We start from the raw sequence: 22,777 nt of genomic DNA, 5'->3' as shown, positions 1-22,777 counted from the left end.
GTCTTTTTTTTATGCCTGCAAGTAGGCAGGCACCTTCTTATCGAAAGATTAATAGGATACCAAGTCGTTAATTTAATAAAAAATGCTTGAATTTATATTAGTTATAATGCATAATAATTCACATGAATAAATCGAGCATTCAGCATGGAGAGGGAGATTCATAATGGCAAAAGATAAAATCGTACTCGCATACTCTGGTGGTTTAGATACTTCTGTAGCAATCAAATGGCTGCAGGATAAATATAATTATGATGTTATTGCAGTTGGCTTGGATGTAGGCGAAGGCAAGGACCTGGATTTCGTCCAGGAGAAAGCATTACAAGTAGGAGCGATTAAATCTTATACAGTGGACGCCAAAGCTGCATATGCAGAGGAATATGTACTTCCGGCTTTGAAAGCGAACTTGCTTTATGAAGGAAAATATCCGTTGGTTTCTGCATTAAGCCGTCCGTTGATCGCAAAGGTGCTGGTCGATATAGCGAAAGAAGAGGGAGCTGTTGCAGTAGCGCATGGCTGTACTGGTAAAGGAAATGACCAAGTGCGTTTTGATGTTAGTTTCACAGCGCTGAACCCTGACTTGAAAATCGTTGCCCCTGTCCGTGAATGGGCAATGAGCCGTGATGAAGAAATTGAATATGCAGAACAGCATGGTATCCCGGTTCCTGTTGGAAAAGAGAGCCCGTACAGTGTCGATCAAAATCTATGGGGACGTTCCAATGAGTGCGGTATCTTGGAAGATCCATGGGAGCAGCCGCCGAGTGACGCTTTCGGTTTGACTGTCGACCCGGAAGATGCACCAAATGAAGCACAAATCGTAACGATTTCTTTTGAAAAAGGGAAGCCAGTCGCGATAGATGGAGAGGCTTATCCTTTGGATGAACTTATCCTTAAACTGAATGAAGTAGCAGGCAAGCATGGTGTCGGACGTATCGACCATGTCGAAAATAGATTGGTAGGTATCAAGTCTCGTGAAATCTATGAATGTCCGGCAGCTGTGACACTTATTGCTGCACATCAGGAATTGGAAGCTTTGACGATGACACGTGAAATCTCCCAATTCAAACCAATCGTCGAGCAGAAGCTGGCACAGACGATTTATGATGGCTTGTGGTATTCTCCGCTGACAAAAGCATTGCAGGCATTCATCGAAGAAACACAGCAGACAGTTTCCGGTAATGTGAAGGTGAAGCTGTACAAAGGACATGCACTTGTAGTCGGCCGTGAATCTGCGGAATCGCTATACAGCTTTGATTTGGCAACATACAAACCAGAAGATAAATTCGACCATGACGCAGCGCTCGGCTTCATCCAGCTTTGGGGTCTGCCGACGAAGGTGCAAGCAGAGGTCGCACGTAAGCAGATAGTACAAACGGAAGCATCTTCCCTACTCAAAATCGATAAAAAAGAAGCTGTGAAACAATGAAGCTATGGGGAGGAAGATTCACGAAGCCGACAAATGAATTAGTAGACGCCTACACTTCCTCCATCGGCTTTGATCAAAAACTGGCTAAATACGATATCCAAGGCAGTCTGGCGCATGTTGCGATGCTGGGCAAATGCGGCATCATCGAACAAGATGAAGCGGAAACGATTGCGGATGGATTGAAGCATGTACTGAACAAAATCCAGGCAGGCGAAGCAACACTTACGCAAGAAGATGAAGATATCCATATGAATGTGGAGCGGTTATTGATCGAGCAGATCGGGCCGGTAGGCGGTAAGCTGCATACCGGTAGAAGCCGTAATGACCAGGTGGCACTGGATATGCGTCTGTATTTACGGGAAGCGATCGTGGAAATCATCGGGCTGCTTGGTGCTGTACAGACAGCATTGACAGAACAAGCGAAACGGCATTTGGATACGATCCTTCCCGGTTATACGCATTTACAGCGTGCACAGCCGGTACTATTCGGTCATCATCTGATGGCATATGCTTATATGCTGCAGCGGGATGTCGAGCGGCTGCAGGATAGCTGGAAGCGCGTGAACAAGATGCCGCTGGGAGCAGGTGCTCTAGCCGGGACGACATTCCCGATAGATCGGCATTTTGTAGCAGAGCAGCTGCAGTTTGATAGCATCACCGAAAATAGCCTGGACAGTGTGAGCGACCGTGATTTCGTGGTGGAATTCCTGTCGGCAGCGAGTCTGATCAGCATGCACCTATCGCGGCTATCGGAGGAATTGGTGCAATGGTCCAGCGCGGAATTCAATTTCATCGAATTGGATGATGCATTTTCGACCGGCAGCAGCATGATGCCACAGAAGAAAAACCCTGATGTAGCAGAGCTCGTCCGCGGCAAGTCGGGGCGAGTATTCGGTCACTTGATGGGAATGCTGACAACCTTGAAAGGACTGCCTCTTGCTTACAATAAAGATATGCAAGAAGACAAAGAAGGCATGTTCGATACTGTGGAGACATTGAAGGGTGCGCTCGGACTGTTTGCACCGATGATCGAGACGATGTCTGTGAAGCAGGATAATATGTACAAAGCAGTGCGTAACGATTTTTCGAATGCGACGGATCTAGCGGATTATCTGGTGGCAAAAGGCATGCCATTCCGCGAATCGCATGCTGTTGTCGGGCAGACGGTATTATACAGTATCGAACAAGGGAAATATTTGCTGGATCTTGAAGTCGAGGAGCTGCAGCAGTTTTCCGATTTGATTGAGGAAGATATTTACGATGCGCTTGCGCCGGAGACGGTCGTAGCGGCCAGGGATATTCCCGGTGGTACGGCTAAGAAAAGAGTCGAGGAACAAGTGGCTGATATAGAAGCCTTGCTGGAAACGAATAGAAACTGGACAGAAGAGCAGGCTGCCAAACTGGAAGGGTGAGCAGCTGCTCACCTTTCTTTATTCAATTATGTATATTTATGAAATGAAAGGAATAAAGATAATCTCCGGTACGGAAAGGAGCAGCATGAATGGAAGAGACAAAAGGCTATTTGATGCTCAGCACAGGTGATATTTTGGAAGGTGTCTGGCTCGGAACGACTACGGAATCCGATGGTGAAATGGTTTTCAACACAGCGATGACTGGCTATCAGGAAGTGATGACAGATCCATCCTACGCAGGCCAGATCGTCACCATGACATATCCATTGATCGGGAACTATGGTTTCAATGCGCAGGACAAGGAAAGTCATCGTCCAGCTATCCATGGCCTGATAGTCTCGACACCATGTGAAACGCCTGCGCACTATCAAGCAACGCAGACGTTGCAGGAGATTGCGAATGAATATGATTTCCCTATCTTAGCGCAAGTGGATACACGAAAGCTTACTAAAATCATCCGTCGGCACGGTGATGTTTATGGGAAACTGACCAAAACGCCTGGTTCCATTCCCGAGAAATCCAAGGTATCCGATAAAATCGTCGAAAAAGTGTCAGTGGAAAAAGCGCAGTTTCACCAAACAGAAGGTACATCAGCAGCACATGTAGCCATCATGGACTACGGCTATAAACATTCGATCCGGGATATGCTTCTCGGAAGTGGCTGTGATGTGACCGTGTTTCCTTTTGATGCGACTTTGGAGGATTTGAAGGAAGCAAAAGTGGATGGTGTTTTGCTTTCCAATGGACCGGGCGATCCGAAATCGCTTGAATATTTAGCGGGAGAAATCAAACGTATTGCAGAGTTCTACCCGACTTTAGGGATCTGTCTTGGACACCAGCTGCTGGCGCTTGCATTCGGCGGGAATACGATGCGGCTACCTTATGGACACCGCGGAAGCAATCATCCGGTGCAGCATCTGCCAAGCGGGAAAGTTTCGATCACTTCCCAGAATCATGGCTATGTCGTCGATGAAAAGTCTATTTCCGATTCACTTTGGAATATCCTTTACAGCAATGTGAATGATGGTTCGGTGGAAGGGCTGCAGCATTGCTCCAAACCGATCATGAGTGTCCAATTCCATCCGGAAGCGCATCCTGGACCGAGTGATACGTATGATGTATTCGAACAATTCCTGAATTCGGTACGCAACAGAGGAGTGACAACATATGCCTAAACAAGACCACATCAAGAAAGTCCTTGTCATCGGTTCAGGTCCGATTGTCATCGGGCAGGCAGCAGAATTCGATTATGCAGGCACGCAAGCTTGCCTGGCTTTGAAGGAGGAAGGCGTGAAAGTCATCCTCGTCAATAATAATCCTGCCACCATCATGACCGATCAAGCATTCGCCGATCAGGTATATTTGGAGCCGCTCACCATTGAATCGCTGACGAACATCATCAAAAAAGAAAGACCGGATGGCCTCCTGCCTACTTTGGGCGGGCAGACCGGCCTTAACCTTGCTGTAAGTTTGGATCAAGCAGGTGTATTGGACAAATACGATGTCACCCTTTTGGGCACACCGCTCGATGCGATACAGCGCGGGGAGGATCGGGAGCTGTTCAAGCAGATGATGCAGGATATCCAGGAGCCTGTACCGGAAAGTCTTCCGGTCACTTCCATCGAAGAAGCGAAAGTCTTTGCCGAAAATACAGGCTTTCCGATCATCATCCGTCCGGCATATACACTTGGCGGAGCGGGTGGAGGAATCGCCAATGATCTACCGGAATTGCTTCGTTATGTGAAAAGCGGAATCCAGGCAAGTCCGATCAATCAAGTGCTGATTGAGCAAAGCGTAAAAGGCTGGAAGGAAATCGAGTATGAAGTGATGCGCGATGCCAATGACACATGCATCATCGTTTGTAATATGGAAAACATCGACCCCGTCGGCATACATACAGGAGACAGTATCGTTGTCGCTCCATCCCAAACATTGACAGACAGACAATACCAAATGCTGCGGACGGTGTCTTGTAAGGTCATCCGTGAACTTGGTGTTGTCGGGGGCTGTAATATCCAGTTTGCGCTGAATCCGCATAGCGATGAGTATGTGATCATCGAAGTGAACCCCCGAGTGAGCCGTTCCAGTGCGCTCGCGTCCAAAGCGACAGGCTATCCGATTGCCCGGATTGCTGCAAAGCTCGCACTTGGCTATCACCTGCATGAGGTGCCAAACCCGATCACAGGAGATACATTTGCAAGCTTCGAGCCGGCCATCGACTATGTTGCGGTGAAGATTCCGCGCTGGCCATTCGATAAGTTCACGCAAGCTGATCGCTTGCTCGGCACGCAAATGAAGGCGACTGGCGAAGTGATGGCACTTTCCCGGAATTTGCCTGCCGGCTTGCATAAGGCAATCCGTTCCTTGGAAATCGGTTTGGAGGAATTCCGTTTACCTGCAGCTGAGGCACTGACTGATGCGGAGCTGGAACAAGGTCTCATAGCCGCAGATGACCGCAGGCTATTTTTGCTTGCGGAAGCATTGCGCCGCGGGATCAGTATTGAAACACTCCATGAGTGGACAGAAATCACGACATTCTTCCTGCATGAAATGAAGCGGATCATCGACATGGAGCAAGCATTGGAAGATGGTGGCTGGCAGCCGGACGAAGCACTCCTGCGAAAGGCCAAGACACTAGGGTTCAGCAATGTCGCCTTGGCCCGGATATTCCATCAGCCACTAGCTGCAGTCGAAGGAATCATCAAAGAACTTGGAGCAAAACCGTCTTATAAAATGGTTGATACATGTGCGGCGGAATTTTCTGCCCAAACGCCATATTTCTATTCCAGCTGGCAGGAAGAAGACGAAGTACAGCCATTGCCAGCGTCAGACAAAAAAGTAGTCGTACTCGGTTCGGGACCAATCAGGATCGGGCAAGGAGTGGAATTTGACTTTTGCTCCGTTCAATCTGCTTTGTCTTTGCGTGAGCAAGGAATCCAATCTATTGTCATCAATAATAATCCAGAAACCGTCAGCACCGATTTCAACACTGCAGATCATTTATACTTTGAACCGCTCACAAAAGAAGATGTGCTTCATATCATCGAAAAGGAGCAGGCGGATGAAGTACTCGTCCAATTCGGGGGGCAGACGGCAATCAATTTAGCTGCCGACTTGGAAGAAGCAGGCGTCACCATTGCCGGAACCAGCACAGCTTCGATAGATCGCGTAGAGAATAGGGAAGCTTTTTATGACTTGCTGCATGAGTTGAACATCCCGCATATTCCAGGCACGACGGTGATGGATACTGCTTCTTTGAAAGAGGAAGCTCGCCGGATTGGGTACCCGATTTTGATTCGTCCTTCTTATGTGATTGGCGGGCAAGGTATGGTCATCCTGCATTCGGAAGACAAACTGGCGTCCTACTTGGAAGGGTTGCATCAGCAAATCCATACTGACCGGCTTTTCCCGCTGCTTTTGGATAAATATGTCCCAGGCTTGGAAGTGGAAGTCGATGTGGTCGGTGATGGTGCTGACATCCTCATCCCTGGTATCTATGAGCATATCGAACCCGCTGGCATCCATAGCGGTGACAGTACAGCAATTTTTCCTGCTCCCGGTTTGACCCAGGCAGAGAAGGACACAATCGTTTCTTATGCAAGCAAAATATCGGATGCGCTCCAGTTGAAAGGCATCATGAACATCCAATTCGTCTTCAGTGAAGATAGAAATATTCTGTATGTTTTAGAGGTCAATCCTCGTGCATCCCGTACGGTCCCTATTTCCAGTAAGGTGACGGGCATTCCTTTGGTGGATTTGGCGACCAGAGTCCAAATGGGCGAAGCGCTGCACACGCTAGGTCACCCGCTCGGTCTGCAGCAGGATATTCCTTACTATGCTGTGAAACTGCCGGTTTTCTCAACGACGAAATTAGCTGGCGTCGATCCGCTGCTAGGACCCGATATGCAATCGACAGGTGAAGCAATCGGCTTGGGGCATACATTGCCTGAAGCTTTGAATAAGGCATTTGGCTGGAAGGAAAAGACGCTTAGATCTTTAACGGATGATGCAAAAATTCTCATGGATATCGAAGCATCCGATTTGATCCAGATAAAAGCGTTGCTTGAGCAGCTGCAAACTCGTGCTGTCTTGACCGAGGAAACAGCAGCACTTCTGCCAAATGCAGGGGCATATCAAGTTGTTTCTTATGAAGAAGCAATCGATTTGGTTGAGGATCAAAAGGTAACAGCTGTGTGCAGTACGAAAAAAGGCCGTCAGGGTATCCGGGAGTCAGCTTGGAAAACAGAGACGCCGTGCATGACCAGTGTGCCAACCATGCAAAGCTACATGCTGGCAGGTAGGGAGCAGCTGGCAGACAGCTTGTCTATCTCGGATTATTTGAAACAAGCAAGAAAGGAGCATGTGTAATGAAGCAGCTATCGCAAGTACAAACTCTTGCAGGTAAGAGTCTTTTATCATTGCAGGATCTGACAAAGGAAGAAATTCTATATGTATTGGATTTGGCTGCTGAACTTAAAAGGCAGCATCATAAGGGAGAACTGGTGCAGCCGCTGGCTGGAAAAACATTAGGGATGATTTTTGAGAAATCTTCCACGCGGACACGTGTTTCTTTTGAAACCGGCATCTACCAGCTTGGCGGTATGGGACTATATTTAAATGCAAATGACCTCCAGTTGGGTCGTGGGGAACCGGTAGCTGATACAGCGAAGGTTCTGTCCGGCTATTTGGATGCCATCATGATTCGCGCCAATTCCCATACAATGGTCGAGGAGCTGACAGCACATGCCAGCATTCCGGTGATCAATGGGTTGACTGACTTGTTCCATCCATGCCAGGCATTGGCAGATCTGCAGACAATCATCGAATATAAAGGAACGCTGGAAGGCGTGAAGCTCGCGTATATCGGAGATGCGAATAATGTGTCCAACAGCTTGATGATTGCTGCAGCGAAAACGGGAATGAAAATCCGCATTGCAGCACCTGCTGGCTATCAGCCGCTGTCAGCTATTGTGGAGAAAGCGAAAGAAATAAATAATGATCCAGAATTTCTGCTTATCACCGAAAGTCCGGAAGAAGCCGCAGCAGGAGCGGATGTACTGTATACAGATGTCTGGACGAGTATGGGGCAAGAAGAGGAGACCGCGGCTAGACTTACAGCTTTCCAAGGATTCCAAGTGAATGAAAGGCTGATGGAATCTGCGGCATCGGATGCCATCTTCCTGCATTGCCTGCCCGCCCACCGAGGCGAGGAAGTGGCAGCCGCTGTCATAGATGGCCCGCAATCTGCCGTATTCCAGGAAGCCGAAAACAGGCTGCATGCCCAAAAAGCACTTATGCTTGCCGTCATGGGAAAATAAAAGGAAAAGAAAAGGAATCGCCATAAGCGGTTCCTTTTCTGCATCTATGCGTTCACAATATAGGAAAAATCATGTAGACTAAAAGGTATATGTCCACTTACTCTACGTAAGGGACTTCTAGGATACAGGAGAGACTAATTACTATGTTAACTTACGTAGCGCCAGCTATCTTCTTGGCGTTTGTCTATTTATTGTCGATTATTCCGTTTCATCAGACGGTCGGTATTACCAAAAAGCAACATTTATTGATGGCATCTTTCGCTATTTACGTGATTGCTGTCATATGCCTTACATTCTTCCCGTTACCTGTGGATCAGAATTTGATCGAGGAAAACCAGCAGCTGGAAACAAGCTACCGCTGGAACACATCGCCGCTCACTTCCATCAAGCAGATTTGGCATACAACACAAATCGATGGATTTGGATACGGACTGGCCCTGAAAAATCTAGGAGGAAATATCCTCTTATTTGTGCCGCTTGGTTTTTATTTGCCTTTGCTCATACGCCGGACCAGATCGTTTTTTGTTGTCTTTCTTTGCGGTTTATTATTCAGTACAGCAATCGAATCGACCCAAGGTCTGCTCAATGCCTTTGTCGGCTATAATTATCGCTCTGTCGATGTTGATGATATTATCCTGAATGTGCTGGGGGCAATGCTTGGCTACGCATTTTACTGGATTGCCTTGCGACCTTTGCTGAAAAGAAACAAGCTGTGATCAGCTTGTTTCCTGCTGGGAATAATCCTTGAATCCGAGCAGTTCGGGCGAAAGGGAAGCAAGCGGTCCCAATGATCGCAATTTCGGGTGCAACAGCCAGGTGAAGGAAAGCAGGGCAACACCGGTACCTGCGGCAAAAAACACCCAATTCACAGGTATAAGCGTGGCTGCATAGCCTCCTGCCAAAGAACCAATGGGCATGGCGATGGTGCTGAAGCTGGCACTTGCGCTCGAGACCCTCCCCATTAATGAGACGGGAAGTAAGGTTTGCACCAATGTAGCAAAAGTGACATTGATACAGCCGATGGGCACCCATGCCAGGCCAAATAACACGATACTGAGCCACGTCCATGGAACGAAGGCAGCAGCTGCCCAACTGGCAGAGGCCAACAGCATGGTAAGAATCGTTGCTTTCCCGATAGGAAGTTTACTGAAGGAAGTGGCCAATAGTGCCCCCATTAACGCTCCGCATGACATTGCTGCCAAATACAGGCCATAAACAGCAGCTCCTTGCCGCTGGTCGGCAAAAGCCGGCATGACAGCCATTGCTGCGCCAATGGCGAAATTACACAGGACCGCCCCCATCAGTGTCGCGGCCATGATGGTAGAGAATAGGATGGATAAGCCTTCTTTCAACTCATTTACATAATTTTTCAGGACAGAACGCGCGTTATCGGTTTCGACTGTTTGCGCTTTTTGGTGTGGTATTTTCAGGAAGCTGAACAATAAGAAAGCAATACAGAAGGTGAAAGAATCGATGATGAATAACAGAGTTGCTCCGAAAAAGGCGATCAACAGGCCAGCAATGGCATTAAAGATCAAATCGACACCTTGATAAGCAAAAGAGAATAATGCATTTCCGGCAGGCAGTTCTTCTTTTTTAAGAACAAGGGGCAGCGCTTTTGTTTCTGTGGGATAAGCGAATGCATCAATACAAGCCAATATCGGCATCAGTATGAGAACAAGGGTAACAGATAGAAAGTCCTGCCAAGCTGCAAGCGGAATCAACAGGATGAGCAAGGCTTGGAGTGCTTGGGTCCATAAAAGGGTGCGCCGTATCGGCCAGCGGTCGATCAGCGGACCAATCAGGAACTGAAAGATACTCGGAATTTGGGTCAGGAATCCAGCAAGACCCGAATAAAATGCGCTGCCGCTCAGGTCATAAACGAGCCACATAGCGGCAATGAAATAAATGCTGTCGCCGATATTGGTGACGATGCGTCCCGAGAAAAGCAAACCATAATTTCGCTGTTTCAAAACGGAAAACATCTTTATTCCTCCTCTTCCAGCTCAATTTGATCAAATGAGGGTGTATCGATTTCAAAACCAAATGCAGAAAAGTGATATAGTTTTCGGTCAAGGTCATTCTCCGCTTGCTCACTTTTATCATGCAGTTTCTGCATCAAGCTATAGAGGCCTTGGATGAACTCCTTGAAATCGGCTTCTGTTGCACTGATTTCCCACATGCTGCCAATCGCATCCCAATCTTTTGGATCAGTGGAACCGGCTGCTTTGGAGAAGGATGATTCTGGCGCAGTTAGTATGACTGATTTTGTCTTATTGGCCATTTGTACGAATAGCTGTCTTGTCGATTCACTGAGTTCTTCGGCATAAGGAAGCAAGTTCTCGGAAGGGAAGAATCCCCTTGCTTTTGCACGATAAAATTTCTGTACGATGCCATTCTTTTCTTCGGTACGAATCACTTCGATCAGTCCGTTTTTCTCCAACTCTTTCAAATGATAATGGATTTTTGGCCTGCTTATTTCCAGCAGGACAGCCAGCTGCTGGCCGGTATAAGATGTTTCGACCAGTTTCATGATCATCTCGGCTCGGAGTGGATCGCTTATTGCTTTGAGCTGCTCAAAGGTCGTTAATTCCATTGCCTGTTTCATCAAATTCTCCTCTCTGTAAACTATTTTTAAACGGTCAGCTTTATTTTACGGCTTCAGTTTAACGGTTGTTCCACATATTGTCAATTGAATTTTCAGTCTTTTTTCCTGCTGTACAACAAGCAAAAGAATATGTTAAAGTAAAAGCAATCGAATAGGTTTTCTCTTGGGGCAGGGTGAAATTCCCGACCGGCGGTGATAGGCAGCACAGCTGTCTTCAGTCCGTGACCCGTTTTTAAAACGGTGGATTTGGTGAGATTCCAAAGCCGACAGTATAGTCTGGATGGGAAAGAGAAAACGGCGTGCTATCCACACGCCAGCATTAGCTATTACGTTTGATGACAATAGCTTGTTTCGCTATACTTTTTAAAGCCAAAGCCCCAGAATCCAATATTCTGGGGCTTTTTATGTGAAGGATAGTGAGTAAAAGGGACAGGCAGCCGGCTATAGCCATACCTGGATCTCTTATTTGGTCATACTTAAGAAATTTAGTATGGTGAAAACAATTTAATTTCCCCGTTTAACCGTCGCATTGCCCCGAGACGGTAATATTCCCATTCGTAAGGCATGATATCACTTCCACTCCAGCTGAAGCAGTCTGGAAGAAAAGGAGGAACAAAGTGTTTACTGGAATCATTCAGGAAGTAGGCAGCATGATTGCTATCAATCGACAGGAAACCGCGATGCAGCTCACGATTGCCAGTGAGAAACTGACAAAAGATATGCATGTCGGAGACAGTATTTCCGTTAATGGCGTTTGTCTTACAGTCACCAGCTTCACGCCGCATGCATTCCAAGTCGACGTGATGCCGGAGACATTCCGTTACAGTTCCCTATCTGCTTTGCGCAGTTCAGAAGCTGTGAATCTGGAACCGGCACTACAACCAAGCGGTCGGCTTGGCGGTCATTTCGTCAGCGGTCATGTGGATACATCAGGCACTATTCTATCGATCCGGGATGAGTATAATGCGCGTTATATTGACATTGGTGTTACAGAAGGTCTGCAGTATTTGATGAAAAAAGGATCGATTGCTGTTGATGGTGTATCACTGACTGTGTTTGAAGTGGAAGATGACCTGTTTACCATTTCACTTATACCTGAAACAAGGAAAGCAACGATTTTAGGGGACAAAAAAGCTGGCGATCCAGTGAATCTTGAATTTGATCAGCTAGCTAAATACATGGAAAGGCTGCTGGACTATCGAAAAAACCCAGAGCCTGCTGGTATCACTACGGAAACATTGGCACAGCATGGATTTTTGGATTAGGAGGGAAACGGAATGAAAGCGACAATAGCTGCAGCACTAGAGTACTTGAAAAGCGGCAAACCTATCATTGTCACGGATGATGAAGATAGAGAAAATGAAGGGGATTTACTTGCTTTAGCGGCTTTCGCAACTCCAGAAACAGTCAATTTCATGGCTTCTGTCGGAAAAGGTCTGATTTGTGCTCCTATTTCCCGGGAAATTGCCGAACGATTGGCTTTGCCCCCGATGGTAGAGACAAATACCGACCCGCACGGAACGGCCTTTACTGTCAGTGTCGACCACATTGACTCCACTACTGGCATCAGTGCCTTCGAGCGCGCCCATACGATCAGCAAGCTAGCCGATGCTGCTAGTGTAGCAACTGATTTTCAGCGACCAGGACATATTTTCCCACTGATTGCCAAGCGAAATGGCGTGCTGGAACGACCTGGACACACGGAAGCAGCAGTTGATTTAGCCAGATTGGCCGGTGTGGAAGAGGCCGGGTATATTTGCGAGATTATGAAAGATGATGGCACTATGGCACGTATGCCGGAGCTTGTTGAATTGGCTGAAGTGCATAAGCTTCCTATCATCACGATAGCAGATTTGATTGAGTATCGGGAAATACAGACAAATAATGCAGTCAAACAACAAAATTAATTAATAGGACATGTCTTTGTTTGGAAATAGGCCATTGTCCATATAAAAAGGAGTATTCATATGGTGAATGTAATCGAAGGAAATATAGTAGGATCAGATTTGAAAATTGGGATTGTAGTTGGAAGATTCAATGAGTTCATTACAAGCAAGCTATTGAGTGGTGCTGTTGATACATTGAAGCGTCATGGTGTGAAGGAAGCGGAGGTTGATGTGGCGTGGGTGCCTGGCGCATTCGAAATACCTCTTGTTGCTGAGAAACTTGCCGGAGCAGGGAAATATGATGCTATCATCACTTTAGGGACCGTTATCAAAGGCTCTACTCCGCATTTCGACTATGTCAGCAATGAAGTAGCCAAAGGCGTGGCGAGTGCGGCAAGTAAGGCGGGAATACCAATCATCTTCGGAGTGCTGACTACGAATACGATCGAGCAAGCAATCGAGCGCGCAGGTACGAAGGCAGGCAATAAAGGCGCAGAAGCAGCTGTTTCTGCTATTGAAATGGCTAATTTATTAAAACAAATATAAGCGAGTAAAAGAAGCAGGGGGAAAGCCCTGCTTCTTTTTTGTATGCTCGAATTGATGGTAAGTGGTATATCGTTGTACGCTAAGCTTTGCAATGAGAAGAATATTTAAGCAAACACAATGGATCAAGTGACGATTCGGCTGCTGCAATTCTAAAACAGGTTAACAGCCTGTTTTTTCACTTTTGGTAAAAAGTTGTAAAAATTACTTTGACACGCAGAGTAATTTAGAATATGATTACTTTATCAGATAGAGTAATTTTAGAAAGAAGGGATGCCACATTCGGAGTGATACGATTCGGGGGCATCTGGATTCCATCATCCTTCGTCTGCTGATGGACGGGGATAAGTATGGCTACCAGATTTCGAAGGACATAGCAGCTTGGACGCACGACGCATTCCAAATCAAAGAGGCAACTTTATATGCTGTTTTCCAGCGGCTCGAGCGCCGGGAATTGATTGAGTCTTATCAAGGTGAGAAGTCACATGGTGGCAAGCGCAAGTATTATACGATCACGACGCTTGGAAAGGCTTATTTGCATGAAGCAGCAAAAGAATGGAAAGAAGCGAAACAATTAATCGACATATTCATGGAGGGTGTTTGATGCAAAAGATCGATACGTATGTAGAGGAACAATTTGCTGATTTGCCGGAGACTGAAGAAGTAGTGACATTGAAGGAAGAAATAAAGGATTCGATGGAGGAGAAGGCTGCAGACTTTATGTTGGATGGAAAGACGGAAGAAGATGCAGTCAATAAGGCGATTGTCGATTTCGGTAATTTAGCCGAGATCAAAAAGGAATTCCTGTTTCAGCATAAACCGCAAGAAGCTGCAACGAAGAACAAAAAGCCAAGAGAAGATATGAGCACGCTGAACTTGGGTTTTTCCATTTGCGGCAGTGCACTGATCATCGGGTTGCTTGTATTTGTGAATATGTATTATACGCCAAACGAGATTTGGTTTGTTTTCCCGACTTTTGCAATCCTTTGGTGGCCGGTGAGTATGGCTTTTGTCTGGCTCAAAGCTAGAAAGCGGAAGGTGATGCAGCGATGAAGCCATGGAGATTGTTTGTTGCGTTCATGCTGGTCAGTTTAGGTGCATTTTCCGTCTATATCAACCTGATGACGACGCCGCAAGAAATATGGTATACGTACAGTTTAGGGGCAGCTGTCATAGCTGCTTTACAGATACTCCTGCCAAAACACCTAACATTGGTAACATGGGTGTCGGCACTTATTGTCGGTGCGGTGCTTATAGAGGAGAATCTATCGGATTCACCATCGACTCCTTGGTATCTGTACACAATCGGTGGCTTGGTTTTATGGCCTGTCTTAGTCATGTTTCGGAAGCATATGGCGAACTTAAGTACTGCGCTCATCATCAGTTTCGCCATCTGCATCTATTATTTCGGTTTGTATCTTTACTTTGGACACGATAATCCTTGGTACGGTTTCATCATCTTTGCCATGAGCTGGTGGCCGCTTTCGGTCGTAGGCTCCCGCACTTCCAGTCTGTTCTTCGCTGTATTGGGTTTTGGGGTACTTAGTATTTTCTTCTTGTTTGTGAATATAGCTTATTCTCCATCAGTCATCTGGGCGATTTACCCGATCTTTGGAGTGGCATGGTGGCCTTTAGCTGCTTATTTTTACAGCTATCGCCGCCATCTGAGCAGATAGAAAAAGACACCCGCCGCGGGTGTCTTTACGCTTATCTTGCATACATTTTCTTTGTCATTTTACTAAGCAGGATGCTTGGCATGAACTTCATGAGCACTACTGCTGTGTGGATGTTCGCAGATGGGAATACAACACGCTTGCCTTTGATGAATCCGAGGAAACCTTGTTTTGCCACATCTTCCGGGGCATCACGGAACGATGACATGATCTTATCATTGCCGGCACGTTTAAAGAATTCGGTCTGCGTAGGACCAGGGCAAAGTGCTGTAACGGTCACATCATTTTCCGCCAATTCCTCCGAAAGTGCTTCGGAATACCGCTGAACGAATGCTTTTGATGCATGATATGCCGCCATATACGGACCAGGCAGGAAGGCTGCCATACTGGATATATTCAAAATCCCATTCGGTACATTCTTGAACGGGGAATGAATGATGTCATCAATGAACAGACGAGTCAGGTTTGCCAATGAGACCATATTCAGATGCAGCAGCTTTTGCTGGGTCTCAAAGCTTGTGTCCTCCACCTTGCCGCTAAGTCCGAAGCCGGCGTTGTTGACGAGCACTTCGACTGTTTTACCTTCATCACGGATTTTCTGATACAATTCATATGCGCTGTTAGGTACGGACAAATCATGAGGAATGACAGTCACATTCGAGTCTTGCAGTTCTGTTTGCAACGATAGGAGTTTATCCTTTGAGCGCGCTACGATGATAAGATCATAGCCTGCTTTAGCGAACCATTTGGCCAAATGGTAACCGATTCCGCTGGAAGCCCCTGTAATTAGAGCGGTTGGTTTCATTGTGCTTCACCTCATTTTGACAATCTTTATAATTATGTACCCTGATGCCGGGCAGAAGAAACGCTATCTGCTTTTAGTATACCCTTTGCTTGGAGCTGTTACAAAGCTGTGAGGATGTTTTTCTGTCTAGAAGAAAGGGAAAGGGCTTACATAAGGAAAAGGAGGAGAAAAAATGGTACAAAAAAATGGCGCCAAAGGTGATAAAGATAAACACGGCTACGCAAAAGCGGAAACGGAGAACCGGGAAGAACAGCTGGAAAATAAACAAGATATGCTCGTAGATGATATACCTGTGGATGAAGTGGAGCGTGATCTCCAGGATGACAAGCATAAGCATCGGACAAAGCAGTCATCGAATTCGGATCCCGAAGAATGAACCCTGCATCAAAGTCGATGCAGGGCTTTTTTTTGTTTGTCTTTTATCCAGAAAGATGGGATACATTAATTGTCTGTTTGAGCCATATCCAGCTGTTTTTCGATCGCAGGCTTCATATCCATTGGGTTTGTTTTGGGAGCAAAACGCTCGACAACATTTCCTTTGCTATCGACGAGGAATTTCGTGAAATTCCATTTGATGCTTTTGGTGAATACTCCCCCAGCTTGGGAAGTCAGGTGTTTATATAGCGGGTGGGCGTCCGGACCATTCACCTTTACCTTCTCGAACATCGGGAAGCTGACGCCATAATTACGTTGACACACTTCGGCAATTTCTTCGCTGCTACCAGGTTCTTGGTTCATGAATTGATTGCTGGGAAAGCCGAGGATGACGAGACCTTGGTCTTGGTACTCTTTGTATAATTCCTGCAGCTGTTCCAGTTGTGGTGTAAAGCCACATTTGCTTGCTGTATTCACAATGACGAGCACTTTGCCGGCATAGTCCTTGAGATTTACTTCTTGTCCCTCCAAAGTAACGGCTGCATAATCATATACTGTCATCTTTTCTCCTCCTCTGTTTGCATCTTCAATGTAGCATAAAGAGGGTAAAAGCGATAACGATACAATTCAATAATGGTAGAATATAGAAAAGGGAGGGGAAAGAATGGAGTTTTTCCTAAAAAAGCTTGATCATGTGCAGCTTGCTTGTCCGCGTGGCAGCGAAGCGCAGGCAAGGGAGTTCTGTGTAGAGATCCTTGGCTTTGAAGAAATTGATAAACCAGCCAATTTGCAAGCCAGGGGCGGTGTTTGGTTCAGTTGTAATGCAATTATGGTTCATATGGGTGTAGAAGAACCATTTTCACCTGCACGAAAAGCGCATCCTGCTTTTGAAGTGGAAGGACTCGGATCGCTTAGACGCCACCTTGATGATCAAAATATTTCTTTCGCCGATGATGTGAATCTTCCGGGAGCAGACCGGATTTATGTACATGACCCTTTCGGCAACAGATTGGAATTCTTGGAATGGCAATGAAAAAAGAACCCCGAAGGGTTCTTTTTTAGTTTGCTACTGTTTCGTTTTCCAATTTAGCCAAGCGTGCCTCGACTTCTTCTTCCGTCAAGCCATGTTCTGCAACGTACATGTTACGTGGAGAACGGCGGCAGCTATCGGAGCAGCCGCGAAGATATTTATGCTCATTTTCTTCAGAACAGATGATCTGGCGGTTGCAGGAAGGATCCGCACAATTAACATAGCGTTCACAAGGCTGTCCATCGAAGTAATCTTTCGCAACGATGACGTGCTCTGTTTGGTTGATCGGTACAGAGATACGGGAATCGAATACATACATGCGACCGTCCCATAGTTTCCCTTGTACTTCCGGATCTTTTCCGTATGTTGCAATGCCGCCATGCAGCTGGCCCACATCTTCAAAACCTTCACGTACAAGCCAGCCGGAGAATTTCTCGCAGCGGATACCGCCTGTGCAGTAAGTCAGTACGCGTTTACCTTCCAGGATATCTTTGTTTTCACGGACCCAATCAGGCAGGTCGCGGAATGTTTCGATGTCAGGACGGATGGCGCCGCGGAAATGACCTAGGTCATATTCGTAATCATTCCGTGCATCCAAAACGACTGTGTTCTCATCCTGCATCGCTTCGTAAAATTCCTGCGGTGAAAGGTAATTACCTGTCATCTCGCGAGGATCTATATCGTCTTCAAGACGCAGCGTCACCAATTCAGGACGTGCGCGAACATGCATTTTCTTGAAAGCATGTTCGTCCGCTTCGTCGATTTTGAAGACCATCTCTTCAAAACCTGGTTTCGCATGCATCATATCCATATACGCTTGTGTTTGTTCAATCGTTCCGGAGCAAGTACCATTGATACCTTCATTCGCAACAAGGATACGACCTTTTAGTCCAAGTTCCTTGCATTGCTTCAGATGTTCTTTGGCGAAAGCTTCGGGATCTTCAATATCTACATAGTTGTAATACAATAATACACGATAATCACTCATGTTTTTTCCACCTGTCATTTATATTTGCAAGATACAAAATTAGGCGTTATGTCGTTATTCATACTCTTGCAATCAAATATTTTATCACGAATGGTTGTCCAGTACAAATGGAAATATTAAAACATCCGCTTCTTGAAGTAATACCACATGCCGACAGTAATCAGTATTAGAAGGACACTGACGCCTGCTGTTGTCCACGGGCTGTTCCCAAACGGTATCGGAAGGTTCATACCGAAAAATCCGGTCACGAACGTGAGCGGAAGCATGACTGTCGAGATGATCGTCAGGACATTCAGCTTTTCCGTCGATTTGGCACTGATGATGGAATAGTACGTATCCAATGCACTATTCACCAAATCACGGAATGTTTCGGTGGAATCGACGATGCGCTCCAAGTGATCGATCAAATCGGTGTAGAAAGGGACGTTGTCTTCCTGGATATCGAATTTCCATTTCCCATTCACGTTCAGGAAAATCCGCCGCTGCGGCAGGATCACCCGCCTGATCAGAATGATTGTCCGTTTCAGGGCAAGGAATTCCTCGGTCACTTCTTTCACACCTTCACTGTACATCTCATCTTCCAATTCCTCGATCCGGATGCCGATTCGGTCCAGGATAGGGAAGTACTCATCGGTTATGCCGTCTGCAAGTGCATACAGAAGAAAATCCGCACCTTGATTCATGTAGCGGGAAGAACGTGAGCAAATGGCATCCATTTGACCGAGCCACCGAAGCTTATGTTTATGGATGGTCACCACGTAATTTGGTCCCAAAAACACATTGAGTTCAAGGGTCGTGATTTCATTGTCACTTTCTTCGTTATAACGCAGGGCGTGGAAGACGAAAAATTTGTATGCATCATAATCATCGACTTTTGCACGCGGGCTGTCATGCAGACAGTCCTCGATTGCCAGCGGGTGGAAATCGAATATACCGGCCAATTCGTTTAATTCGTGGGACTGCACATCATACACGTCGATCCATAGCAGGTTATTGGGATCATCTAAATGACGGTTGCTGTCCTTCAAAGAGATATCCGTGTGCATCGTATCTGTCTGGTGATCATAAAGATACATCTTGATCATGCTGCCACCCCTTTCGTTACGTTTAGTCTTTCACAATGTTTTTAAGCTATAGTCACTATAAAAAAAGTGGGCAAGGGCTGTCAACAGGAATATATCAAGCCTCGATAGGGTATGAGAAATGTAATTGGTGGGTATATTGGAAACGAAAGCAGTCAATTGTCGAATCACGGAGCAAAATAAGGGGCAAAAGCCACAGTTAAAATTACATCCTCTGTAAGCGGATTCTGTGAGTTATATCTTAAATGTAACCGCTTTTATAGTACATACTGCTCATTATTAACTAAATTTGGAGAAAAAGTTGGAATTGACTTGCATTCTTATTCAAAAAAAGGTACTCTTAAGTAGCAAAAGGAAACGGTACGGTTGAATAATCTTTACGATCTCTTTCACAATAAGTGGTGTAAAGGTATAAGATTCAATACCTGTACTTTTGTACTTCTATTGTAAGGAGGTCATTTAAATGACTGGAAAAGTAAAATGGTTTAACGCAGACAAAGGTTTTGGTTTCATCGAAAGAGAAGACGGAGACGACGTTTTCGTACATTTCTCTGCTATCCAAGCTGACGGCTTCAAAACTCTTGACGAAGGTCAAGAAGTTGAATTCGAAATCGTTGAAGGCAACCGCGGCCCACAAGCTGCTAACGTAACTCGTCTGTAATTATTATACGACGACAGAGGCGCATTCTGGATTATTCCAGGATGCGTCTTTTATCATTTTTTAGAGAGGTGAGCACGGATGAGTCAAGAAGAGCTTTCGAGGAAAATCATTGAAAAGTATCAACAAGATGAACGAATGATGATTCAAATATTCGCCCAATGGTGTACGAATCAAAACTTTGATGCGGTTGCCTTGTACGAACAAGCTTATCCGGGCCAAGGGAAAAATGAAGCTTTGCATGATGCTTTGGAAGAAGTTCTTCCTAAAGAAGAAGCATCGGATATTTCGGATTACATGGTAGTGGAGGTACTGCAATTCTTCGGAAATGACGATCTTGCTTTTGTTGTCAGTTCAGCTGCAGAAGAAAGGAAGGGGAAACGTTAAAGTGGAAATGCTCGAAAACGCAATCAAAGATAGAGGTACCATCATCGGAGACACCATCGTAAAAGTGGATAGTTTTTTGAATCATGAAATGGATACGGCTCTTCTTTACGAGATAGGGCAGGAATTCCATCGTATGTTCAAAGGTAAGCCAGTGACGAAGATTGTGACGATCGAAGCGGGCGGTATTGCTCCAGCGCTTATGGCAGGCCTTGCTTTCAACGTTCCGGTAGTATATGCAAAAAAACAGAAGTCACTGACGATGAAAGGCGATGTATACTCCGAGTCTGTCTATTCATTCACCAAGCAGGTCTATTCGAATGTGACGATTTCAAAGGATCGATTATCAGCGGATGATCATGTATTGATCATTGACGATTTCCTCGCTAACGGCGAAGCTGCAGCTGGGCTGATCAATATCCTTAAACAAGCGGGTGCAACGGTTGCTGGTATCGGGATCGTCATCGAGAAGAGCTTTCAGCCTGGCAGAACGCGTTTGGAAGAAAAGGGTATCGAAGTAGTATCCTTAGCGCGTATCGCAAAAATCAGTGCAGGACAGATTGAATTTTTGAAATCATAATCTGATAGGATGATAGTTTGTGTCTTACATATTAACGTTACTGCCAATTTTCGGAATTTTCCTTCTAGGTTTCATCGGACAGAAACTGTTGAAATTCGACATTCGGAGCATATCGAAAATGTCGGTATATCTGTTGTCGCCGGTATTGGCTTTCCAGACTTTTTATGAAAACCGCCTGAGCGCGGATTATATTTATCTTGCTATCTTCGTGGTGGGTATTTGTTTAGCACTTGTATTGATTTGTTATCTTATCAGTTTGCTGCGGGGATATGATCGCCAGGATACTTATAGTTTGATGCTGGGTGCTTCTTTCATGAATAACGGCAACTACGGTACACCACTTGTGCTGTTTGTGTTCGGGGCGGCAGGTTTTGACTACGCCGTCATTCTGCTTGTCCTGCAGCAGCTCGTCATGGTGACGATCGGTGTGTTCATTGCTGCCAAAGGGGGCGGTGCTGCATTATCGCCGCGCGCCACTTTTTTGTCCGTGCTGAAAATACCGATCATCTATGGCGCATTGCTTGGTATCGTATTCCAATTACTCTCCATTCCGCTTAGCGGACCAATAACAGAGGCTGTCCATCTTGTGGCGGATGCGGCAATTCCTACTGTCATGATCGTCCTTGGTATGCAGCTTGCCAATATCTCTTTGAAATCCTTCGAATATGAGCGTCTTACATACGCACTCGTGCTGAAGCTGCTCATTTCGCCGGCTATTGCATACCTTTTCACTTTGTTCCTTCCTGTTGATGAGATGGTGAAACAAATCATGATTTTGGTCGCGGCCATGCCGACAGCAGCGAATACGACGCTTTATGCACTGGAGTTCGGTGCAAAACCTGATTATGTATCGAGCACAACAATGGTCAGCACACTTCTCAGTCTCATCACCTTGCCTGTTTTATTATATATTCTTGTATAGAAAAGGCCGGTTTCCCGGCCTTTTCTTTATGCTTTCTTCGTGAACAGTTTGATCAGTGCCTGGGTGCCGAGGTCTTCGCCGCCGTTTTCGGCCAGACGTTCATATAAGGAAAGGCTCAGTTCCAAACCTGGCGTCATCATATCCATTTCCCGTGCGGCTTCAAGGGCAAGCTTCATATCCTTGATAAAGTGCTTCACATAGAAACCTGGATCATAATCTCCCTTGATCATGCGAGGTGCGAGGTTGCTCAAGCTGAAGCTACCTGCAGCGCCAGTCGTGATCGACTGCAGCACTTTGGATGGATCCATGCCTGCATGCTCAGCATAAGATATCGCTTCACAAACACCGATCATGTTACTCGCAATCGTTATTTGATTGATCAGTTTCGTGTGCTGTCCGGAACCGGCTGCCCCTTGCAGGATGATATTTTCGCCCATTGCCTCAAAGAGCGGCAGTACAGCTTGGAAGGCATCCTCATCGCCGCCGACCATGATGGCGAGTTTCCCGTTTTTTGCACCGACGTCGCCGCCTGACACAGGAGCATCCAAAGCGAAGATATCCTTGGTCTTTGCAGTGTTATGAATTTCCTGCGCGAGGGCTGGTTTGGATGTTGTCATATCGATCACATATGTACCAGCTTCGGCGTGCTGGAGGATTCCGTTCTCGCCAAAGTAGATTTCTTGCACATCGCTTGGATAACCTACCATTGTGATCACAGCATCTACATCTGCAGCAAGGCTTCCTGGTGTATCATGCCAAACAGCTCCTGCTTCGATCAATTCTTCTGCTTTTGCTTTTGTTCTTGTGTAGACAGCAAGTTCAAACCCAGCTTGCATCAAATTGTGACTCATGCTTTTGCCCATGACACCAGTACCGATGAATCCGACTTTTTTTATTGTCCCCATATTACCCCTCCTTTGAATTTGTTTTCATCGTACCGCTAAGCAGCAGGAATGTCGAGTAAGGAAGGGAATTGGAGAGGAAAATCACAAACAATTTTTCGACAGCGAAAAACCTCGAAAGATGGCAGTTTGTATTCTAAGATAGATTGTGAAATAGAGCTTGCGAAAAAAGAAGAGATTGAAAGAGG

General features: G+C 46.0%; 24 protein-coding genes, 1 pseudogene and 1 riboswitch. Of the genes and pseudogenes, 18 read left to right on the top strand and 7 right to left on the bottom strand.

All coding sequences use genetic code 11. The annotated features are described in order from the left end of the window. Positions 1–163 precede the first annotated feature (163 nt). From SFC66_RS14870 to SFC66_RS14845, 6 genes are all read left to right on the top strand, one after another. Positions 164–1,423 carry an argininosuccinate synthase gene (locus SFC66_RS14870; protein WP_411219515.1) on the top strand — a complete coding sequence of 420 codons (1,260 nt, stop codon included), beginning with the start codon at positions 164–166 and terminating at the stop codon, positions 1,421–1,423. After that, entirely contained in the window at positions 1,420–2,835 is a 1,416-nt protein-coding gene (argH, locus tag SFC66_RS14865) for an argininosuccinate lyase (protein WP_411219514.1), read from the top strand. Before SFC66_RS14870 ends, argH begins: the two co-directional genes overlap by 4 nt. An 89-nt stretch (positions 2,836–2,924) precedes the next feature. Then, positions 2,925–4,010, top strand: coding sequence for a carbamoyl phosphate synthase small subunit (locus SFC66_RS14860; protein WP_411219513.1), 1,086 nt, complete (start codon positions 2,925–2,927; stop codon positions 4,008–4,010). Further along, complete coding sequence (gene carB, locus SFC66_RS14855; RefSeq protein WP_411219512.1) at positions 4,003–7,203, top strand: carbamoyl-phosphate synthase (glutamine-hydrolyzing) large subunit; 3,201 nt, start codon at positions 4,003–4,005, stop codon at positions 7,201–7,203. The genes SFC66_RS14860 and carB overlap by 8 nt, the downstream gene beginning before the upstream one ends. Next, positions 7,203–8,153 carry an ornithine carbamoyltransferase gene (argF, locus tag SFC66_RS14850; protein ID WP_411219511.1) on the top strand — a complete coding sequence of 317 codons (951 nt, stop codon included), beginning with the start codon at positions 7,203–7,205 and terminating at the stop codon, positions 8,151–8,153. The genes carB and argF overlap by 1 nt, the downstream gene beginning before the upstream one ends. 143 nt (positions 8,154–8,296) lie before the next feature. After that, positions 8,297–8,869, top strand: a complete 573-nt coding sequence (locus tag SFC66_RS14845) for a VanZ family protein (protein WP_411219510.1) — start codon at positions 8,297–8,299, stop codon at positions 8,867–8,869. On the opposite strand, the gene SFC66_RS14840 is transcribed toward SFC66_RS14845, so the two are convergent. Beyond that, a complete protein-coding gene (locus SFC66_RS14840) occupies positions 8,870–10,138 on the bottom strand; it encodes an MFS transporter (protein WP_411219509.1) in 1,269 nt (422 codons plus the stop codon). Between the two features lie 2 nt (positions 10,139–10,140). Then, entirely contained in the window at positions 10,141–10,761 is a 621-nt protein-coding gene (locus tag SFC66_RS14835; RefSeq protein ID WP_411219508.1) for an ArsR/SmtB family transcription factor, read from the bottom strand. A 155-nt stretch (positions 10,762–10,916) separates the two neighbouring features. After that, positions 10,917–11,057, top strand: a riboswitch (FMN riboswitch). A 321-nt stretch (positions 11,058–11,378) separates the two neighbouring features. Between SFC66_RS14835 and ribE the strand changes: the two genes are divergently transcribed. The 6 genes and pseudogenes from ribE to SFC66_RS14805 all read left to right on the top strand — a co-directional run bounded on the left by ribE (position 11,379) and on the right by SFC66_RS14805 (position 14,866). Then, the gene (ribE, locus tag SFC66_RS14830; RefSeq protein WP_411219507.1) at positions 11,379–12,026 is read left to right on the top strand and encodes a riboflavin synthase; all 648 of its coding nucleotides are present in this window, start codon (positions 11,379–11,381) and stop codon (positions 12,024–12,026) included. A gap of 12 nt (positions 12,027–12,038) precedes the next feature. Beyond that, positions 12,039–12,629, top strand: a pseudogene (gene ribB, locus SFC66_RS14825) (3,4-dihydroxy-2-butanone-4-phosphate synthase); the annotation flags it as partial. Between the two features lie 99 nt (positions 12,630–12,728). After that, on the top strand, positions 12,729–13,193 hold the full coding sequence (ribH, locus tag SFC66_RS14820) for a 6,7-dimethyl-8-ribityllumazine synthase (protein WP_411219506.1): 465 nt from the start codon (positions 12,729–12,731) through the stop codon (positions 13,191–13,193). Positions 13,194–13,470: 277 nt separating this feature from the next. After that, positions 13,471–13,794, top strand: a complete 324-nt coding sequence (locus SFC66_RS14815) for a PadR family transcriptional regulator (RefSeq protein WP_255374718.1) — start codon at positions 13,471–13,473, stop codon at positions 13,792–13,794. Then, complete coding sequence (locus tag SFC66_RS14810) at positions 13,794–14,243, top strand: permease prefix domain 1-containing protein (protein ID WP_411219505.1); 450 nt, start codon at positions 13,794–13,796, stop codon at positions 14,241–14,243. The genes SFC66_RS14815 and SFC66_RS14810 overlap by 1 nt, the downstream gene beginning before the upstream one ends. After that, the gene (locus tag SFC66_RS14805) at positions 14,240–14,866 is read left to right on the top strand and encodes a hypothetical protein (RefSeq protein ID WP_411219504.1); all 627 of its coding nucleotides are present in this window, start codon (positions 14,240–14,242) and stop codon (positions 14,864–14,866) included. Before SFC66_RS14810 ends, SFC66_RS14805 begins: the two co-directional genes overlap by 4 nt. Positions 14,867–14,897: 31 nt before the next feature. On the opposite strand, the gene SFC66_RS14800 is transcribed toward SFC66_RS14805, so the two are convergent. Then, entirely contained in the window at positions 14,898–15,668 is a 771-nt protein-coding gene (locus SFC66_RS14800) for an SDR family NAD(P)-dependent oxidoreductase (RefSeq protein ID WP_411219503.1), read from the bottom strand. 172 nt (positions 15,669–15,840) lie between these two features. Between SFC66_RS14800 and SFC66_RS14795 the strand changes: the two genes are divergently transcribed. After that, positions 15,841–16,044: a hypothetical protein gene (locus tag SFC66_RS14795; protein WP_411219502.1), complete on the top strand. Its 204-nt coding sequence runs from the start codon at positions 15,841–15,843 to the stop codon at positions 16,042–16,044. Between the two features lie 65 nt (positions 16,045–16,109). Here the strand turns inward: SFC66_RS14795 and SFC66_RS14790 are convergent, their stop codons facing one another. After that, positions 16,110–16,604 carry a glutathione peroxidase gene (locus SFC66_RS14790; protein WP_411219501.1) on the bottom strand — a complete coding sequence of 165 codons (495 nt, stop codon included), beginning with the start codon at positions 16,602–16,604 and terminating at the stop codon, positions 16,110–16,112. 103 nt (positions 16,605–16,707) lie between these two features. Between SFC66_RS14790 and SFC66_RS14785 the strand changes: the two genes are divergently transcribed. Then, positions 16,708–17,076 (top strand): VOC family protein, encoded by a 369-nt coding sequence (locus SFC66_RS14785; RefSeq protein ID WP_411219500.1) that lies wholly within the window; start codon positions 16,708–16,710, stop codon positions 17,074–17,076. Positions 17,077–17,101: 25 nt separating this feature from the next. Here the strand turns inward: SFC66_RS14785 and trhO are convergent, their stop codons facing one another. Continuing rightward, positions 17,102–18,061 carry an oxygen-dependent tRNA uridine(34) hydroxylase TrhO gene (trhO, locus tag SFC66_RS14780; RefSeq protein ID WP_411219499.1) on the bottom strand — a complete coding sequence of 320 codons (960 nt, stop codon included), beginning with the start codon at positions 18,059–18,061 and terminating at the stop codon, positions 17,102–17,104. A 116-nt stretch (positions 18,062–18,177) separates the two neighbouring features. Then, the gene (gene corA / locus SFC66_RS14775) at positions 18,178–19,146 is read right to left on the bottom strand and encodes a magnesium/cobalt transporter CorA (protein ID WP_411219498.1); all 969 of its coding nucleotides are present in this window, start codon (positions 19,144–19,146) and stop codon (positions 18,178–18,180) included. A gap of 460 nt (positions 19,147–19,606) precedes the next feature. On the opposite strand from corA, the gene SFC66_RS14770 reads away from it, so the two are divergent. The 4 genes from SFC66_RS14770 to SFC66_RS14755 all read left to right on the top strand — a co-directional run bounded on the left by SFC66_RS14770 (position 19,607) and on the right by SFC66_RS14755 (position 21,687). Continuing rightward, positions 19,607–19,804 (top strand): cold shock domain-containing protein, encoded by a 198-nt coding sequence (locus SFC66_RS14770; RefSeq protein WP_077305238.1) that lies wholly within the window; start codon positions 19,607–19,609, stop codon positions 19,802–19,804. 78 nt (positions 19,805–19,882) lie between these two features. Continuing rightward, the gene (locus SFC66_RS14765; protein WP_411219497.1) at positions 19,883–20,188 is read left to right on the top strand and encodes a hypothetical protein; all 306 of its coding nucleotides are present in this window, start codon (positions 19,883–19,885) and stop codon (positions 20,186–20,188) included. A 1-nt stretch (position 20,189) separates the two neighbouring features. Continuing rightward, positions 20,190–20,765 (top strand): xanthine phosphoribosyltransferase, encoded by a 576-nt coding sequence (locus tag SFC66_RS14760; protein ID WP_411219496.1) that lies wholly within the window; start codon positions 20,190–20,192, stop codon positions 20,763–20,765. Positions 20,766–20,784: 19 nt separating this feature from the next. Then, positions 20,785–21,687 (top strand): AEC family transporter, encoded by a 903-nt coding sequence (locus SFC66_RS14755; protein ID WP_411219495.1) that lies wholly within the window; start codon positions 20,785–20,787, stop codon positions 21,685–21,687. A gap of 26 nt (positions 21,688–21,713) precedes the next feature. On the opposite strand, the gene SFC66_RS14750 is transcribed toward SFC66_RS14755, so the two are convergent. After that, entirely contained in the window at positions 21,714–22,592 is an 879-nt protein-coding gene (locus SFC66_RS14750; RefSeq protein WP_411219494.1) for an NAD(P)-dependent oxidoreductase, read from the bottom strand. Positions 22,593–22,777: the final 185 nt, after the last annotated feature.

This window comes from Terribacillus saccharophilus, assembly GCF_046592895.1.
Lineage (GTDB): Bacteria > Bacillota > Bacilli > Bacillales > Amphibacillaceae > Terribacillus > Terribacillus saccharophilus_D.
This window is presented reverse-complemented; position numbering and strand designations above follow the sequence as displayed.